This is a genomic window from Nocardia sp. NPDC051570, assembly GCF_044454005.1.
Classification (GTDB): Bacteria; Actinomycetota; Actinomycetes; order Mycobacteriales; family Mycobacteriaceae; genus Nocardia.
In genome coordinates this window covers 657,782-674,711 of the sequence record NZ_JBITDI010000003.1, presented here as the reverse complement: position 1 = coordinate 674,711, position 16,930 = coordinate 657,782, and the positions used below count along the sequence as shown (strand labels likewise).

Annotated in this window: 13 protein-coding genes and 1 tRNA gene; 9 read left to right on the top strand and 5 right to left on the bottom strand. The window is 65.2% G+C overall.

Annotated features, from left to right (window positions below):
• Nucleotides 1-3 precede the first annotated feature (3 nt).
• From ACIA76_RS10095 to ACIA76_RS10080, 4 genes are all read left to right on the top strand, one after another.
• The gene (locus ACIA76_RS10095; RefSeq protein WP_397150609.1) at nucleotides 4-894 is read left to right on the top strand and encodes a DUF3105 domain-containing protein; all 891 of its coding nucleotides are present in this window, start codon (nucleotides 4-6) and stop codon (nucleotides 892-894) included.
• Nucleotides 895-938: 44 nt separating this feature from the next.
• Complete coding sequence (locus ACIA76_RS10090) at nucleotides 939-1,550, top strand: DUF305 domain-containing protein (protein ID WP_397150733.1); 612 nt, start codon at nucleotides 939-941, stop codon at nucleotides 1,548-1,550.
• 100 nt (nucleotides 1,551-1,650) lie between these two features.
• Nucleotides 1,651-1,723 (top strand) — tRNA-Arg (locus ACIA76_RS10085).
• A gap of 237 nt (nucleotides 1,724-1,960) precedes the next feature.
• Nucleotides 1,961-2,329 (top strand): hypothetical protein, encoded by a 369-nt coding sequence (locus tag ACIA76_RS10080; RefSeq protein WP_397150607.1) that lies wholly within the window; start codon nucleotides 1,961-1,963, stop codon nucleotides 2,327-2,329.
• A gap of 37 nt (nucleotides 2,330-2,366) precedes the next feature.
• On the opposite strand, the gene ACIA76_RS10075 is transcribed toward ACIA76_RS10080, so the two are convergent.
• Entirely contained in the window at nucleotides 2,367-3,554 is a 1,188-nt protein-coding gene (locus ACIA76_RS10075; protein WP_397150605.1) for a serine hydrolase domain-containing protein, read from the bottom strand.
• A 146-nt stretch (nucleotides 3,555-3,700) separates the two neighbouring features.
• Here ACIA76_RS10075 and ACIA76_RS10070 point away from each other — a divergent pair, with 146 nt between their 5' ends.
• Nucleotides 3,701-4,495, top strand: coding sequence for a thioesterase family protein (locus ACIA76_RS10070; RefSeq protein WP_397150603.1), 795 nt, complete (start codon nucleotides 3,701-3,703; stop codon nucleotides 4,493-4,495).
• Nucleotides 4,496-4,861: 366 nt separating this feature from the next.
• Here the strand turns inward: ACIA76_RS10070 and ACIA76_RS10065 are convergent, their stop codons facing one another.
• Complete coding sequence (locus ACIA76_RS10065) at nucleotides 4,862-5,014, bottom strand: hypothetical protein (protein WP_397150601.1); 153 nt, start codon at nucleotides 5,012-5,014, stop codon at nucleotides 4,862-4,864.
• Between the two features lie 685 nt (nucleotides 5,015-5,699).
• Between ACIA76_RS10065 and ACIA76_RS10060 the strand changes: the two genes are divergently transcribed.
• The 3 genes from ACIA76_RS10060 (at nucleotide 5,700) to ACIA76_RS10050 (ending at nucleotide 11,272) form a co-directional block, all read left to right on the top strand.
• Nucleotides 5,700-6,281 carry a nucleoside deaminase gene (locus ACIA76_RS10060; RefSeq protein ID WP_397150599.1) on the top strand — a complete coding sequence of 194 codons (582 nt, stop codon included), beginning with the start codon at nucleotides 5,700-5,702 and terminating at the stop codon, nucleotides 6,279-6,281.
• Between the two features lie 231 nt (nucleotides 6,282-6,512).
• Nucleotides 6,513-10,433: a hypothetical protein gene (locus ACIA76_RS10055; protein WP_397150597.1), complete on the top strand. Its 3,921-nt coding sequence runs from the start codon at nucleotides 6,513-6,515 to the stop codon at nucleotides 10,431-10,433.
• 74 nt (nucleotides 10,434-10,507) lie between these two features.
• A complete protein-coding gene (locus ACIA76_RS10050) occupies nucleotides 10,508-11,272 on the top strand; it encodes a glycosyltransferase (protein WP_397150731.1) in 765 nt (254 codons plus the stop codon).
• A 272-nt stretch (nucleotides 11,273-11,544) separates the two neighbouring features.
• On the opposite strand, the gene ACIA76_RS10045 is transcribed toward ACIA76_RS10050, so the two are convergent.
• The 3 genes from ACIA76_RS10045 to ACIA76_RS10035 are packed head-to-tail and all read right to left on the bottom strand — an operon-like array spanning nucleotide 11,545 to nucleotide 15,169.
• Nucleotides 11,545-12,627, bottom strand: a complete 1,083-nt coding sequence (locus tag ACIA76_RS10045) for an ABC transporter ATP-binding protein (RefSeq protein ID WP_397150595.1) — start codon at nucleotides 12,625-12,627, stop codon at nucleotides 11,545-11,547.
• Nucleotides 12,624-14,153 carry an ABC transporter permease gene (locus ACIA76_RS10040; protein WP_397150729.1) on the bottom strand — a complete coding sequence of 510 codons (1,530 nt, stop codon included), beginning with the start codon at nucleotides 14,151-14,153 and terminating at the stop codon, nucleotides 12,624-12,626. The genes ACIA76_RS10045 and ACIA76_RS10040 overlap by 4 nt, the downstream gene beginning before the upstream one ends.
• Nucleotides 14,150-15,169: an iron ABC transporter substrate-binding protein gene (locus ACIA76_RS10035; protein ID WP_397150593.1), complete on the bottom strand. Its 1,020-nt coding sequence runs from the start codon at nucleotides 15,167-15,169 to the stop codon at nucleotides 14,150-14,152. Before ACIA76_RS10035 ends, ACIA76_RS10040 begins: the two co-directional genes overlap by 4 nt.
• A gap of 204 nt (nucleotides 15,170-15,373) precedes the next feature.
• On the opposite strand from ACIA76_RS10035, the gene ACIA76_RS10030 reads away from it, so the two are divergent.
• Nucleotides 15,374-16,783 carry a metallophosphoesterase gene (locus ACIA76_RS10030; RefSeq protein ID WP_397150591.1) on the top strand — a complete coding sequence of 470 codons (1,410 nt, stop codon included), beginning with the start codon at nucleotides 15,374-15,376 and terminating at the stop codon, nucleotides 16,781-16,783.
• The last annotated feature ends 147 nt before the right edge of the window (nucleotides 16,784-16,930 follow it).

The window sequence follows — 16,930 nt, the reverse complement described above, 5'->3', positions numbered from 1 at the left end:
GCGATGCCGAACACCAGCGCGAAATCGGCCAAGGCAATTCGTGCCGCCGCCAAATCCGCACCGGCCCGCAAAACGGGGGGCACCGGGAAGAAACCCGTCGGGAGCCGGATTCCGTGGCCCGCCGTCGGGGCCGCCGTCGTGGTCATCGGCCTGATCGCCGCGCTCGCGGTGTATCTGGTGCCGAAGTATCAGGAGAAGGCGGATGCGGAGAAGTTCACACCGACCGCCGAGAAGAAGGATCCGTCGAGCGAGATCGGCGGCGTGGTGAAGAAGGACTACCCGGCGGGTCTGCATGTGCGCGCCCCGCAGCGGGTGGCCTACGACATGAGCCCGCCGATGGGCGGACCGCACGACGAGTCGTGGGCGGTCTGCACCGGCGTCGTCTATCCCAAGCCGATCCGGACCGAGAACGCGGTGCACGCACTCGAACACGGGGCGATCTGGATCGCCTACAACCCCGACAAGATCACCGGCCCGGCCGTCGACGAGCTGAAGCAGAAGGTGGAGAACAAGCCGGCGATGCTGATGTCGCCGTATCCGGGCATCGACTCGCCGATCTCGCTGCAGTCGTGGGGACATCAGCTGAAGGTCGACGGCGCCGACGACAAGCGCATCGGCGAATTCATCTCGTCCCTGCGGCTGAATCAGTACGCCTATCCGGAAGTCGGTGCGGCCTGCGACAATCCGACGTTCGACACCAACAACCCACCGCCGTTCGATCCGACTCCTCCGGGCCCGGACGCGGTCCCGATGGACGGTAAGGGCCTGACTCCGGCCACCGACGAGGGCATCGGCGGTATGCCGGGCGGCATCCCGGGCATTCCCGGACTGCCGGGTATGCCGGGCGTGCCGGGTGGCGCGCCCGGACAGCTCGCACCGGCACCGAAGCGGTAGCCGTGCGGCAACGCACCGCGATTCTCATCCTCTCGGTCGCCGGGATGCTGCTCGCGGGATTCGCGATCGGCCTCATCGCGCGAATTCCCTTGCAGCACCGCCCCGATGCCGCGCCCGGCGCGGTCGACACCGGCTTCTGCCAGGACATGTCCGTCCATCACGCGCAGGCCGTGCAGATGGCCGGTCTCGAGCTGTCCGGCGGCAGCGATCCGAATGTGAAGCGGCTGGCCTACGACATCCTCACCACCCAGGAGAATCAGGCCGGGCGCATGCAGGGCTGGCTGCAACTGTGGAGCAAGCCGATCCTCGATCCCGAGGGCTATATGGGCTGGATGAGCGCAACCCCTACCGGCCACGACCACGACATGTCGCATCAAATGTCCGGGCCCGTGCAGACCATGCCCGGTATGGCCACACCCCAGGAGCTCGAACAGCTCCGCGCACTCACGGGCCCGGCCCAGGACACCCTGTTCCTGCAGCTGATGCTGCGCCACCATCAGGGCGGCCTGTCCATGATCGAATACGCCACCGCCCGCGCCGACACCGACGCCGTCCGTTCGCTGGCCGCCAGCATGAAGACCACCCAGCAGGGCGAGATGCAGCTCATGACGACGATGCTCACCGCACGTGGAGTCGCCACCCTCCCCCTCAACTGACCCCCGGCTCACCCCCGGTTTTTGGTGCACACCCCACGATGCGATACGCTTTCCCCGCCCGATCGGACGACGTGCAAACAACGACGACCGGGTCCACCCCGCCCTCGTAGCTCAGGGGATAGAGCGTCTGCCTCCGGAGCAGAAGGCCGCAGGTTCGAATCCTGCCGAGGGCACAGCGAGATAAGGCCCCGACCAGCGCAGTACCGGTCGGGGCCTTTCTCATGCCGAAGCTCAGTCATCGGATCGTCCGCCACCGGCCGCCCGAGCGTGACCTCGAGGGTCTTGTGCGTGAAATCCACGTCGCTCCAACACAACCCACACAGAGCCAAGATCCACACGGTTGCCTGTCCGTTCGTAATAACTCGCCGTGCGCGACCGATGCGCATATGAACCGTCAGGGAGGATTTCGAATGAGAAAGATGACAACCGTCGCGGCACGAGTCACGGTCGCTGCCGTGTCGACTCTGGGCCTTGCCGCGGCAATCGGCTCCGGCACAGCCCAAGCCACGCCACAGGACTGTGTCGTGACGCGAGATCTGATCAGCGCGAAGGCGACATGCCACGACAACGATGCACCCGTCGGCAGGGAGTACGCCCTGATCATCGAATGCGTCGGCCTGCACGGCATACCGAATGCCTTCCCGTTCATGGACATCGGTCCTTACGAAGGTTCGTGGAGTGGCTCCTTCAGTCCCTCCGGTCAGGGCACGGCCTCATGTTTGGGTCCTACCAGTATCGGGACCGCCACCAATGCTCACGTAGCGATATACCGCTACTGAATCGAGAGACTGAGCAAACCACGGGTTCCGGGACGGCTCAGGGTAATCCGGCCGAGGCCGCGCGCAATGCCGCGGTCCAGGGCAGCCAGCGCGGATCGGGGCCGCCGGTGTCGTCGCCGACCATATTGGTGCACGTATAGCCGACGGCGATACCGGATTCGGGATGGGCGAAGGCGATCCGGCCACCGGAGCCGATCTGGCCGAACGCTCCGTCGCCGAGCAGCTGGGCGGGACGGGTGAGCTCGTATCCGTGGGCGAAATGATTGCCGCGCGGCAGCACATCCAGCGGCGCCGGGCGGCCGAGCCCCGCGGTTTGCGGCTGCCGTGCGCGCCGCACCGATTCCGGGGTGAGCAACCGGATGCCGTCGATCTCGCCGATCGTCGCCGCGAACATCCGCGCCAGCGAGCGCGCGTTGCCGATTCCGTTGCCGGACGGTATCTCTGCCGCATGCCCCTCGCGGGTGTTGAGCAATTCCAGGCCCGTGTCCCTGGTCGCGACCGTCGCGAGCGTCGCGCGCACCAATCGCGCGGTGATGTCGACGCCCATGCGGCCCAGCATCGCCTCCACCTCGGCGGCCCCGGGCATCTGCCGCCGGGTGAACTGCGCGACGACCCGGTGTTCCTCGCTGTCCGGCAGGCCGATCCACAGGCTCAGTCCGAGCGGCTCGGCGACCTCGGCGGCGAGGAATTCGCCGACACTCTTGCCGGTGACCCGCCGGATCAGTTCGCCGGCCAGATAACCCCAGGTGAGCGAGTGATAGTAGAACGCGGTACCCGGCTGCCACAGCGGAGTCATCGACTCCAGCGCGGCCACGCACGCGGACCAGTCGGTCAATTCCATCGCACCGATCCCGGCTTCGGCATCGAAGCTGGACAGGCCGCCACGATGGGAGAGCACATCGGCGACGGTGATATCGGCCTTATCGGCCGCCGCGAACTCCGGCCAATAGTCGCGAACCGGGGCGTCGAGATCGAGTCGGCCCCGCTCGACCAACATATGCACGCAGGTCGCGGTCATACCCTTCGACACCGACATCAGCACCGTCAGCGACTGCGCGTCCCACGTCTTCCCGGCTATCGGATCCTGTCCCGTCCACAGATCGACCACGACGCGGTCACCGCGATACACACACAGCTGCGCGCCGCCCTCATCGCCGTCGTGCGCCTGGGCGAATCCGTCCCGGACCCCCTCGAATCCGCGCTCGACAAACCCCTCCACCAGCACCACAAGCCTCCTCGGCGCGATCCGCGGGTCACCCGGTCAGGCGAGACCCCTTCGCGCCCAGAACATTATCCGCCGGTCATCCGCCGTGCTCAGCCCCGGCGCGCACCGCCGCCGGGCCTGCGGCCGCGATGCGGTAGTAAGGACGCATGGAGGCCTTCTATCTGCCCGATCCGACGGATCCGACGCGGTTCGAATCGACCGAACTGACGCGCGGGCCCTGGGCGCCCGATGCCCAGCACGCGGGGCCGCCGTCGGCATTGCTCGGACATGTCATCGAGCGCTGCGAACCCCGCGCCGGATTTCGGGTGGCTCGCATCGCGGTGGAGATTCTCGGGCCGGTGCCACTGGCGCCGGTGATCGTCGAGGCGCGGGTCACCCGGCCGGGGCGCAGCGTCGAATTGGTCGAGGCGACTGTGAGTTCCGCGAAGGGGCCGGTGCTGAAGGCCAATGCCTGGCGGGTCCGTCAGGCCGATCCGGAGTTGGAGCTGCCGGATACGGTGCTGCCCAGCGGAACTCGGCCGGGCCCGGAGACGATCGCCGAATCGGCGACGTTCCCCACCGCGCACAAGATCGGATTCCATACCGGCGTCGAATACCGTTTCGCCGCCGGTGGTTTCAGCGAGCCTGGCCCCGCGGTGTGCTGGATGCGCCTGCGCCGCCCCGTGGTCGCCGGGACCGTGCCCAGCCCACTGGAGCGCACCCTGGTCGCCGCCGATCACGGCAACGGCATCAGCACCGTCCTGGATTGGGACAGTTACCTTTTCATCAACACCGATCTGACCGTCACCCTGCACCGCGAGCCCGTCGGCGAATGGATCTGCCTGGACGCCACCACCTATCCGGAACGCAGTGGTACCGGATTGGCGGAGTCCCGGCTGTTCGACGAGAAGGGGCCTGTGGGCCGCGGTACGCAAACGCTATTCATCAGCAAGCGGAAATGACTCAACCGCTGCGAGAGCGAGTCGCACTGGTCGCGGGGGCGACTCGCGGGGCCGGGCGCGGTATCGCCGCGGGCCTCAGCGAAGCGAGGACGACTGTCGTTTGCACCGGCCGCAGCAGCATCCGCGGGCGCGGCGGCTCGGATTACGACCGGCCCGAAACCATCCAAGAGACAGCCGATCTGGCGATCTGGTGACGGCCTCGGTAGCGTGGGGCCGGCCGTACGGTGGATCATCCGGATCCCGAACAGGTCGGCGCGCGCCTGCGGATCGTGTGCGGCGCGACCACGGCCGGATCAATGGAATCGCCGAACTCGCCCGCGAATACGGCTTCAACGGTCTCGACGGCACCCTGCCCGACACCTGGTCTCAGCGACCGGACAGATACCGCTGGATGATCGGCCCGATATCGGCGACGATCTGCTCGTGCGTCAGCGCGACCACCGGCGGAAGTCGTAATACGTAGCGGCACAGGGCCAATCCGAGAATCTGCGTCGAGATGAGCGCCGCCCTGCTCGGCACGCTGCTCGCGCGGGTCCCACAGGGCGTGCCTGTGGCCCCTCTCGACGAGTACGAGAACACTCGCCGTCCGATCGCGCTCTGAGTCGTTTCGTTCACCGATCGAATGACGCGGATATCGACCCTGCGGACCCGCCCGGCTCGGGCATTACCTATATATCGTCATTCGCATCGCCACCCACATCCCCGCCGTACGCCGAGCATTGGCTTACCGACTCTCCGAACTCGCCAACCGCTGAACGATTCCGGAAATGTATCTCCGCTACGGAGAGATCCTCCGATGCAATTCATGCACACATGAGGTAAACTCCGCGGCGGAGCGGCATACCGATCTGTCCCCTCCGCATTTCTCAGATCGGTCCACCGCTCCGGCGCAGTGTCGAGAAGAGGCCGACAATCCAAGACGACCCACAATCAACCGGACCGGCCGATCAGCCGCCATAGTATTGCGAATAACGGACCCGTGCGAGCGAGCCCCTCGTTCCATACCGCGATTCCCCTGCTCAGGGCCTCGAGTTACCGCCCGGACCGGGCAATCCTCACCGTTCCCGCGCCCGGACCGGGCACCGATCTCGGCGGCCAACGAGATATCTTCGGAGCGAGAATTCGACGCATTTCTGGCACACTGACGCCCATGGCACCGAATACGTCCCATTACGGGCCTTCCCGGCGCACGGCGGCATTGGCATTGACCGCGTCGATCGCCGCACTGGTAACCGCCGGTTCATCCACCAGCGCGGCCGCAGAGCCATGCGAACTCGACGAGCCGACGAGCATCACCCTGAACCGCCTGCGAAGCTATCGGCCGACCGCGGCCGAACTCCAGTTCCATCAAACACAAATGACTCAGGCGATCCGGCTGGCGGCCGGTAATCCGAAATACCCGTTCGGTGCCGTCATCGTCCACAACAATGGGCAACTGATGGCAGAAGGAGTCAACAAGGGCTCGCTCCACCCCGGTTACCACGGCGAGGTCGTCGCCATCAATACCTACGTCGAACAACACGGAAACTCCGGATGGTCGAATACGACGCTCTACACGACAGGCGAACCCTGCGCCATGTGCCTCGGCATGATCGCCTGGGCGAAGATCCCCCGCGTAGTCTGGGCCAGCTCCGTCGACACGATCGCCCGCTCCGGCATAGGCCAGATCACCATCAGCGCACTGGAACTCGCCGCCCGCTCACACCAGATCTATCAGCCCCAATACCTCGTAGGCGGCGTCTGCGCCGAGGTAATGGACCTGATCTTCCAGAACCGCCCCCGCTGACCCACCCCAGGCCGACCGCCCGCGATCCATCCGACCACGCGTGGATCAGTCGGCCGCAGGCCGACGGCAACGGTCCGCCGTCGGCGACTATCACATGCCCCTATAAGTTCCGGCTTGCGCCGCAAGGTACTGCTACTATCTGGAACCGATCGGCTGAAGATGCCCGGTCGCAGCAACCCATGGACGGCTCGCTGACGGCCGTTTACGGCTTCACAAGTGGGGTGCATGGGTGTGACAAGGGGCAATGCCTCGGCGTTCAACGAGCTGGAGGGGGCGCCTCCGCGAGCGGTTCTCGCCCAGAGATTCGCCGAACTCTTCTCCGCGGCAGGCAACCCATCCATGCGGCGCGTGGCCACGATGGTCAACGCACGGGCGCAACAAGCACATGGCAAGGGTCGCGACACCACCGTGTCGTCACAGCGCATAAGCGACTGGGCCGCCGGCCGAAATACGCCGGCCCGATTCGAATCATTCGAGCCGGTCCTGACAACATTGATCGGTATGGCCAGCAGACAAGGCCATCCGGTAGATCATCCGCTGCTGGATCTCCGGCGCTGGCAACAGCTGTGGATAGAATCGAACGGCACGATTCCACGCACTACGAAGATCAGCACCACCGTTCCGTACTTCGGCCTGAAATCCTATCGTCGCGACGACAAAGAATTATTCTTCGGCCGCCGCCGCGCCACCGAGGCGCTGGAAGCGATGGTGCAGAAGGCGATCCAAGACCACGACTCCAGTGGACTCGCCGTTCTGGTTGGCGCGTCCGGGGCCGGGAAGTCGTCGCTATTGGAGGCGGGACTGATCCCCGCGCTCACGGAATCCTCCGACGAATGGGAATTCGCAACCTGCAAGCCCGGGAGTGCGCCGGTGGCGTCACTACGAAAGGCGATAGACGGTGGTGGTGACGACTACACGGTTGCGGACGCATTGGACAAATGGGCACCGGATCGGGATCGATTACTGGTCGTCGATCAATTCGAGGAACTGTTCACTGCCTGCGAGGACGAGCACGAGCGACATACTTTCCTCAATGCGCTCGGACAGGCTGCGGCCCCGCGCCAGGGCCATGCTTCGATAGTGATAATCGCCGTTCGAGCAGATTTCTATGCCCGTTGCTTGGATTATCCGATGCTGGCCGCCGCGCTGAATCATCACAGCTATGTGCTCGATTCGATGCGCCTGGACGAACTGCGGGAAGTGATGACAGGTCCTACGCGGCTGGCCGGTCTCGTGCTGGAACCGGGACTGCAGGAACTGGTGATCAGCGAGCTATGCGGAGCGAATGATCAAGGCCCCGACGCGGTTGCAGGCGCAGGCACACTGCCGCTGTTGTCCCATGTGATGGAGGCGATTTGGCAAAAGCGCGACGGCAAGCGCTTGACCGTCGACGGATACCGGCAATCCGGCGGTGTCGTCGGTTCGGTAGCGACGACGGCGGAACGAGCGTGGGATGTCCTAACGGAATCGCAACAGACAGTGGCAAAACAGATATTACTCAGACTGGTGGCGATCGGACAGAGTTCACGAGATACACGGAAGACCGTCTCCCGCGCGGAACTATTGCAATACTGTGGAGATGTCGATCTGGCGGAAAGGGCGCTCGAGACACTGACCTCGGCACGCCTGATAACCGCCGACGGCGACTCGATATATCTGACTCACGAGATTGTGCTGCGCGTTTGGCCCCGATTGCGCCGGTGGATCGACGAGCATCGGGCGGAATATCTGGTCAGTCGGCAACTGGAGATCGACGCGGCGCAATGGGAAGCAGCCGATCGCGATGAATCGCTACTCTATCGAGGCGCTAGATTGAAGGCCGCACAAAATCAATCGAGCAGCGCGCCGATATTCGGCCATACCAGGGAATTCTTGGCGACATCGATCGCGGAAAGTCGCAGAGCGCAGCGACACGCATCGGTAACAAAATCGGTGATGGCAATACTCGGAATCGTCGTTCTGGTCATGGCAGTAGGCTTCTACGACAGGAGCCGAATGGCCGAACAGCAGCGGGCCGATGCGGTGTTCCGGGAGATTTTGGCCCAAGCCGACGGCCTGCAGGACATAGATCCATCGATGTCCGCTCAACTCGACCTGGTCGCGTATCGGCTTCGTCCTGACGATCCCGAGGTCAGAGCACGCCTACTGAAGACTCAGACCTTGCCGCTGGCCACTCCCCTGATCGGCCCCGACAGCCCTGTCTACTATGTGGCATTCTCTTCCCAGGGGCTCCTCGCATCAACTTACGGAGACGGAAGTATCCAGCTGTGGGATACCACCGAACCAACACATCCGTATCGAATCGGTGCCCCCATCACCGGAATCAGTGGCTTCGCCTCCGCGGCGTCCTTCAGTCCCGACGGGAAAGTACTTGCCGTTGGCGGCGAAGACCACGATGTAACGCTGTGGGATGTGAGCGACCCCGCGAAACCGCGAATGTCGGTCTCGCGGCTGTCAGCGGGCAAGGGTGCGATCTACAACATTCTCTTCAGCCCGGACGGTCGTATGCTGGCGGCTTCCAATGACGATCACTCCGTGGCGCTGTGGAATGTCGACAACCCCGCCAAACCCGCCGCGATCGGCTGGATCGGCAACCAGAGCGGAGCGATTCGGTCCATCGCCTTCAGTCCCAACGACAGTTTGCTCGCGACGGCGAGCGATGACCACACAGTCCAATTGTGGAACATCACCGATGCCCGCACGGCGCCGACTCCCACGGGTTCGGCGCTCGCTGGTTTCTCCGCCGTCGCACACGCCGTAGCGTTCAGCCCGGACAGCTCGAAGCTGGCGGGCGCCAGCGATGACGGGATCGTGCAGATATGGGATGTGTCCGATCCGGCAACACCACATCCGACCATCGCACCGCTGTCGGCTCACCCCGGTGAGATCTGGTCTGTGGCGTTCGGTCCCAGCGGTCGTACCCTCGTCACCGCCGGCACCGAAGGAACCGCGAAGATATGGAATCTGGACAGTCCGCATCCACAAACCATCGGTAGGTCCTTGGCCGGTACAAAGGGCGGCGTTTTCGGAGTCGCCATCAGCCCGGACCAGCGAACCGTAGCGACGGGCAGTCAAGACGGGGTCGTCCGATTGTGGTCTCTGCCCGGGAAAGGCATTTCCACGCGCATCGGCGAAGTGAACAGCTTGGCATTGGACTCGCAAAGCGGGATTCTGGCTACAATCTCACCGAAGGGTAGAGTCCAGCTCTGGAATACGCTCGACCCCCTTCCACCTCATCATCTCAGCGAACTCACCACAAACGCGCGAATTCAAAACACTGCGATCGCCCCCGGCGGCCGGACTTTAGCGGTCCTCCAGCAGTCTCCGTCGGAGCTTCAATTCTACGACATATCAAACCCTTTCAGCCCACAGCTGACCACAACGATACCCCTTGCCAGCCGATTCGCGCTGAACGCCGTATTCAGCCCTAATTCCCCCACGCTCGTCAGTAACGAGGATGAGCATTCGCTCCGTGTGTGGAACATTTCTGACCTTCGGCACCCCATTGCAGCGAGTGCACCCATCGTAGTGTCAACCGGCTGGATTGCAAGCATGCGATACAGCCCCGATGGAAAGCTGCTCGCTACAGCAGAAAGTACCGGTTCGATCAAGTTGTGGGATATGTCGAACCCTGCCCAGCCTCGCCGAGTCGGTGCGGATATTCATGCCGGCACGGGATCGGTTAGCAGTATCGCTCTGAGCCCCGATGGACGCATGTTGGCAGCGGCAGGCGAAGATAAATTGATTCGATTGTGGGATATCAGCAAACCGGCCGAACCATCCCAGATAGGCAGTCCGCTCGTCGGCCACAATTCCGGTGTCCACTCACTCGATTTCAGCCCGGACGGAAAAACCCTCGCCTCCGGAGCTTACGATGGCGAAGTCCGATTGTGGGACATCTCCGACCCCGCACATCCCAGGTCGCCGATCGAGTTGTCCGTCATGCCTTCGACGGCCGCGAAGCGAAAGGTAAAATTCGACGGTACGGGCGAATATCTGGTCGTCAGTGGCTACAATCAGGGCTTGCTCATGTGGGATCTGAATTCGGATCATATGATCGGACGAATATGTGACGTCACCCGCACGGTGATGACCCCCGAGTCATGGGCTCAGGTCTTGCCGTCACTCCCCTATCAGGCACCGTGCCACTAGTCGAGGCGGTCCGTTATCCTAAGGCGATACAAAGGTGCCTTGAAAAGACAGCACCGACATGAAGGGTTACGTCACTGACACGTCTCATCTCTATTGTCACTCCCGTCCGCCAAGGCGTCCCCGAGTATCTCCTCAAGGCCTATGAATCCCTTGCGAGACAGGTACTTCCAAATCGATGGAACTGGGAATGGGTGGTTCAGGCGGACGGCCTGGATCAGCTGAGCATTGCCGAGGTGCTTCCCCAGGACGACCGGATCCGTTTCGCCGCCGGCCGGCACGGCGGACCCGGGGTGGCCCGTACTCTGGCACTCGGCCGGGTCAATGGTGAACTCGTCAAAGTACTCGATGCCGACGATCAACTCGCGGCGGGCGCACTCGCGCGCGATATCGATGCCCTCAAGCTATATGACATCGGCTGGACGACGTCGCGCGCGGTCGATCTCCTACCGGACGGATCGACACTCGAATTCGACGACAACCCTTCCGAAGGCATCGTCGCCCGCGGTCGTGTTCTCACCCACTGGCTCAGCCACGACTACCGCGCGCAAGTCCACCCGGCCACGATGTGCATCCGCACCCAACTGGCCCTGGCACTCGGCGGATGGATGGGACTTCCTGCCTCCGAGGACACCGGTCTGCTCCTGGCGGCCAATGCTGTCACCGACGGCTACTTCTCGGCCACAGTCGGTCTGCTGTATCGGAAATGGCCCGGGCAGGCGACAGCCCAAGCGGCACATACCGATGAGGACGACCTGGCTGCCCGCCGAGCCGTCATTCACCGACGTGCGGTCGCCCTGGCTCGCGATTTCCCGCACTGGCACTATCCCCCGTCGACATGAGTGAACAGGTATCGACCATCGAACATTTCGCCAACCGCTGACCGGTTCACAAGGGGACATATCGGCCGGTAGTGCTGGACCAGGTCGACATCGTTTTCCTGGGCTACCGGATACGCGTGAGCAGCTATGGCACAGAGGATTTCATCGAGAAGCTGCGACGCCGGACTCGAGATACTCGAGTTCCGTGAGGGGACCTTCGTCGCGGATCGTGAGGACACGGAGGCGGAGCCAGACCTGTTCGTCTATTGCCGTCGGCCGCAGGGGAAGTGAAGTCAGGCCGTCGAGAAGGTGTCGACCGGCAGAGCCGGATCGATGTCCTCTTGTGGATCTAAAGCCATTGCGGTGCCGATGATTTCGATTCTGACTCGGGAGCCGACCATCGGTGCGGCGATGCTGATGTGCCGGACCTGGATAGGGTCGGGATGGTTGTCGAGGGCGATGGTGAGGATTACGTCCGCGCCGCGGAATTCGGCCGCGCGGACGGTGCCGGTGCCATCGTCGGAAACCGGTTGGGCGACGAGTTGTTCCGGGCGGAGCATCAGGGTTGCCGGGCCCTGAGGTCCGCCTGGGCGTACGGGGGTGCGACCCAGGACGCTGTAGGCCACACCGTCGACAACCCGGCCGTCGACGAGGACACAATCGCCGAGGAATCGAGCGGTGAACAGGTCGGCGGGTGTCGAGTAGACCTGTTCGGGCGAGCCGACCTGGGTGAAGCGGCCCGCGCACATGACGGCGACCTGGTCGGCGAACGAGAGCGCCTCCTCCTGGTCGTGGGTGACCAGGATGCTGGTCATCCCGGCCGCGCGCAGCGTCCGCGCCACGGCCTGGCGGGTCGCGGCGCGCAGGCCCGTATCCAGCGCGCTGAACGGCTCGTCGAGCAGCATCACCTGTGGTTCGCGCGCCATGGCCCGGGCCAGCGCGACCCGCTGCTGCTGTCCGCCGGACAGTTCGTGCGGGCGGCGGGCGGCATAGGACGCGTCCAGCGACACCATCTCCAGCAGTTCGGTCACCCGCTCCCGATGCCGCCGACCGCCCATCCTGCCCAGGCCGTAGGCGATGTTCTGCCCCACCGTCAGATGCGGGAACAGCGCACCGTCCTGCGCCACATAACCGACATTGCGGCGATGGGCGGGCTTGCAGAAGCGTTCGCGCGCAACGGTTTCCCCGCCGATCGACACCGATCCCGCGTCAGGGGCCTCGAATCCCGCGACCATCCGCAGCAGTGTGGTCTTCCCGCATCCGGACGAACCGACCACCGCGGTCGAGGTACCGTCGGGCACATCGAGACTGACGCCCCCCAGCACCCGCGTATGCCCGAACGACTTCGCGACCTCGCGGATCACGAGACGACTCATACTCCCGCCGCCTTCCTGGACTGGGTGAACAGCAGATACGTCACCGGTATCGCCACCACGATCATGATCAGCGCGTAGGGCGCGGCACCGGCGTAATCCAATTCGCCCGAGGTGGACCAGAATCCCATCGCGAGGGTGCGGGTCCCGTTGGGCGCCAACAGCAGTGTGGCGGTCAGCTCGGTGGCCACCGCCACGAACACCAGCGCCGCGGCGGAGGCGGCGGCGGGCGCGGTCAGGCGCAGTGTCACCCGCAGGAATGTCATCGGGCCGGATCTGCCCAGCGCCCGCGACACCTCCTCCAGGCCGATCGGCACCTGGGCCAGTCCGGCCCGCACACTCACCAGCGCCCGCGGCAGGAACATCAGCGTGTAGGCGGCCAGCACCATGGCCGCGGTCTGATACACACCGGGCAGATACCGAATGGTCACCGTCACCAGCGCCAGCGCGATCACGATGCCGGGCAGCGAACTGGTGATGTAGTTGCAGCCCTCCACGATTCGCGCGAACACCGACTGCGACCGCACCGCGATCCACGCCACCGGGAAGGCGCACGCGGTGGTGATCACCGCTGCGGTCACCGCCAAACCCACCGTCTGGAAAAGGGATTCGCCGATCTCGGCGTTGTCCCATACCTTCACTCCACCGATCCGCAGCCAGCGCACGATCGTCCACAGCGGCACGCCCAGCGCGGCGACGAGCACCCCGGCGAGCACGCCCAACGCCGGAACGGCCGTACGCCCCAGCCGAATCCGCGTCGCCGCCCGTGGCGCGCCCGCACCCACCCGGGCATAACGCGCCCGCCCGCGCACGGCGGCCTCGCCGCCCAGCAGCACCAGACAGCACAGCACCAGCACCCCGGCCAGCATGCTGCCCGCCGCCCCGGCGAAACTCGACTGATACTGCTCGAAGATAGCCGTGGTGAAGGTGTCGAAGCGCACCATCACGAATGCGCCGTATTCGGCCAGCAGATGCAACGAAATGAGCAGCGCCCCACCCAGAATCGCCAACCGCAACTGCGGCAGCACGATCCGGGCGAATACCGCCACCGGCCCGGAGCCCAGCGCCCGCGCCGACTCCTCCACCGCGGGATCCAGCCGCCGCAACGTGGCCGCCGCGGGCAGATACATCAGCGGGAAATACGACATCGTGGTGATCAGCACCCCGGCCCACAGCCCGTGCAACGCCGGAAACACACTGACCCAGGCGTAACTGTTCACGAAGGCGGGCACCGCCAGCGGGGCCGCGAGCATCGGCCCCCACCAGCTCGCCCCGGGCACATCGGTGCGCTCCACGATCCACGCGAGCCCGACCCCGAGCACCACACACACCGGCACCGTGATCACCACCAAACCCGCAGTGTTGCGCAGCAATTCACCGACCCGCGGGCGGAACACCAGATGTGCGGCCTCATGCAGTCCGGTGGAGAACAGGGTGGACACGATATAGCCGAGCGGCACGAACGTCGCCGCCACCAACAGCAGCGCGACGCCCGTGACCGCGTATCCGGGCCGACCGGCGACGGTCAGAGCAGACCCGCCTCGGTCATCAGCTGATGCACCTTCTTCGCGTCCAGCGTGCTCGGGTCGATCTTGGGCGCCTGCAGGCCGTCCAGCGGCGGCAGCGCCGGATTGGCGGGCACGTCCAGCGAGATCGGGTACTCCATCGAGGTGCCGTTGTGCAGCACCTGCTGACCGGCCGCGCTGGTGATGAACGCGATGAACTTCTGCGCGTTCTGCTGCTTCTTACTCGACTTCAGCACGCCGCCACCGGAAGTGGATACGAATGCGCCCGGATCCTGATTCTTGAAGAAATGCAGCGCGGTGTTGCCGGAGTTCTCCTTGGTCGCGGCCTGATCGCGGAACCAGTAGTAGTGGTAGATCACCGCGCCGTCGAACTGTCCGGTATTCACGTTCTTCATCGCGGTGGTGTTGTTCTGTGAGGCCGCGGCGTTGTCCTTCATGCCCCGCAGCCACGCCTTGGTGGCGTCCTCACCCTCGAGCTCCAGCAGCGCCGCGACGATGGCCTGGAAGTCCGCGCCCGCGGTGCCCGCGGTCCAGCGGCCCTTCCACTGTGGCTGCGCCAGATCCAGCAGCGAAGCGGGCAGCTGATCCTGCGGCAGCTTGGCGGTGTTGTAGACGAACACCGTGGAGCGGGCCGCGACGCCGATCCATTTGCCGGAGGACGGGCGGTACTGGGCGGGGATCTGCGCGAGTGTGTCCCGATCGATATCGGCGAACAGGTCTGCGTTCTCGACCAGGGCCATCGCCGGGGAGTTCTCGGTGAGGAAGATATCGGCGGGCGAGTTCTTACCCTCGGCCACCAGCTGATTGGCCAGGTCGGTATCCCCGCCGTTGCGCAGGGTGACCTTGATACCGGTCTGCTTGGTGAACGCGTCCGCCCATTCCTTGGTCAGCGACTCGTGCTGGGCGTTGTATACGAGCAGTTCGTTCTCGTCCTTGGACGCATTCGAGCAGGCCGTGGTGGCCGCGAGCACGGTCAGTGCCGCCAGCGCACCGGTCAGCAGCTTCCATCGGGCGGTCATGGCCCTCCTTATCGCGCCGGGACCTCTATCTCTGAGGTTTGGCTAACCAAGCTACCCGGTAGTAGGTCCGCACGGCGTCCGACCCCGCGAACGGTGGGTTACGAGCGATGGTCGCCGAGGGGAACGTCACGACCGCGCGGCCGGGGGGCCGTATCGTGCACATGGACCGTCGATTCCGGGGCTGTGGTTGTCGAGGGAGGATCTATGAGCTGCTGTGGGCCGAACCGACGGCTGGTTCTGAGCGCCCTGGGCCTGGCGGCCGCGCTGCCGATGCTGACCGGCCGGAGTGCGGGAATCGCCCGGGCACAAGGGAATTCGCTGCTCGCCACCGATCTGGAGCTGGTGACCGTCACCGCGACCTCGGCCGTGCTGACCTGGACCACGCTCGACGCGGGCAGCGGCGCCCCGGCCGACGCGGATACCGAAGTCCGTGTGGCCCCGGCGGATTCATCGGCGTCGGCACGGGTGGCGCTCTCCGATCCCGAGCCCACCCCCTACCACTACGCGGAGATCACCGGACTCGAACCCGGGCGCGCCTATCGCTTCGAGGCCTACTCCGGCGGCGTACGCGCCACTCCCGCACCGAATCTCGCGACCAGAATGCCGGGTTCGCCGGAATGCACCGGCGAATTCGCCACGCTCACACCGCCTCCCGGACGACTGCTGCGCACCCTCGCGCTGTGCAACGACGTTCACTTCGGCGAGGAGGTGAGCGGGCTCATCGCCGCCGGACTGCCGCCCGGCGTGCGTCAGGAGCCCGGCCTGCCGCCCTATCCGGAGGTGATGCTCACCGCGCTGCTCGACGATCTGCGCCGCCCCGACCGCGGCGCGGATCAGCTGCTGCTCGCCGGCGATCTCACCGCGGAGGCCACGCCCGAGCAAACCCGTGGCGTCCGAAGGCTTCTCGACGGCTGGGGCGCCGCGGGCCGGGACTGGTTCGCGACCCGCGGCAATCACGACCGCCCGCACGTCGGCGCGGAATACGCGGGCTGCCCGGTGGTCGCCGACGCCGAACATCATGACTGCTGGGGCGAATCCTTCATCCCCCGGGGAGAGTTGATCGAGCACGACCTGGGCGGCCTGCGCCTGCTCGGTCTGGACACCACCGCACTCGACGCCGCGGGTGGCCTGATCGATGACGCCCAATTCGACCGCCTGCGTGGCCTTCTGAGTGCCGACCCGGACCGCCCCACCCTGCTGTTCGGACACCATCCGGTCACTTTCGAATCGGCGATATCCAATATCGGCGGACCCGATTTCGTGCTGAACCGCACCGACGCCGCTCGCCTGCAATCGCTCTACCAATCCACCCCCGGCGTCTTCCTGCACCACAGCGGCCACACCCACCGCAATCGCCGCACCCGCCCCGACATCCCCCTGAATATCGAATTCCTGGAGGTCGCCGCGGTCAAGGAATACCCGGGCGGCTACACCCTGCTCAACCTCCACGAGGGCGGCTACCAGGCCAACTTCTACAAGACCCGCACCCCCGACGCCCGCCGCTGGAGCACCCGCACCCGAGCCGAATACTTCGGCCTGATCCCGGAATACACCCTGGGGACAACGGCCGACCGCAATCACGTAGTCCTACGCGACCTTTCAGGCCTCACCTGATTCAGCCCCCATCTGACGAAAAGCACCGATGACAAGGCCGACCCGAAAGGTTTGCGGCGCGGGGGGGGGGGGGGGGGGGGGGGGGGGGGGGGGGGGGGGGGGGGGGGGCGGGGGCGGCCGCCCCCCCCCCCCCCCCCCCCCCCCCCC

What these genes read in the sequence shown, in the direction of transcription:
- ACIA76_RS10030 (WP_397150591.1), top strand. Translation starts at nt 15,374, where the DNA reads ATGAGCTGCTGTGGGCCGAACCGACGGCTGGTTCTGAGCGCCCTGGGC.
- ACIA76_RS10090 (WP_397150733.1), top strand. Translation starts at nt 939, where the DNA reads ATGCTGCTCGCGGGATTCGCGATCGGCCTCATCGCGCGAATTCCCTTG.
- ACIA76_RS10045 (WP_397150595.1), bottom strand. Translation starts at nt 12,627, where the DNA reads ATGAGTCGTCTCGTGATCCGCGAGGTCGCGAAGTCGTTCGGGCATACG.
- ACIA76_RS10095 (WP_397150609.1), top strand. Translation starts at nt 4, where the DNA reads ATGCCGAACACCAGCGCGAAATCGGCCAAGGCAATTCGTGCCGCCGCC.
- ACIA76_RS10035 (WP_397150593.1), bottom strand. Translation starts at nt 15,169, where the DNA reads ATGACCGCCCGATGGAAGCTGCTGACCGGTGCGCTGGCGGCACTGACC.
- ACIA76_RS10080 (WP_397150607.1), top strand. Translation starts at nt 1,961, where the DNA reads ATGAGAAAGATGACAACCGTCGCGGCACGAGTCACGGTCGCTGCCGTG.
- ACIA76_RS10070 (WP_397150603.1), top strand. Translation starts at nt 3,701, where the DNA reads ATGGAGGCCTTCTATCTGCCCGATCCGACGGATCCGACGCGGTTCGAA.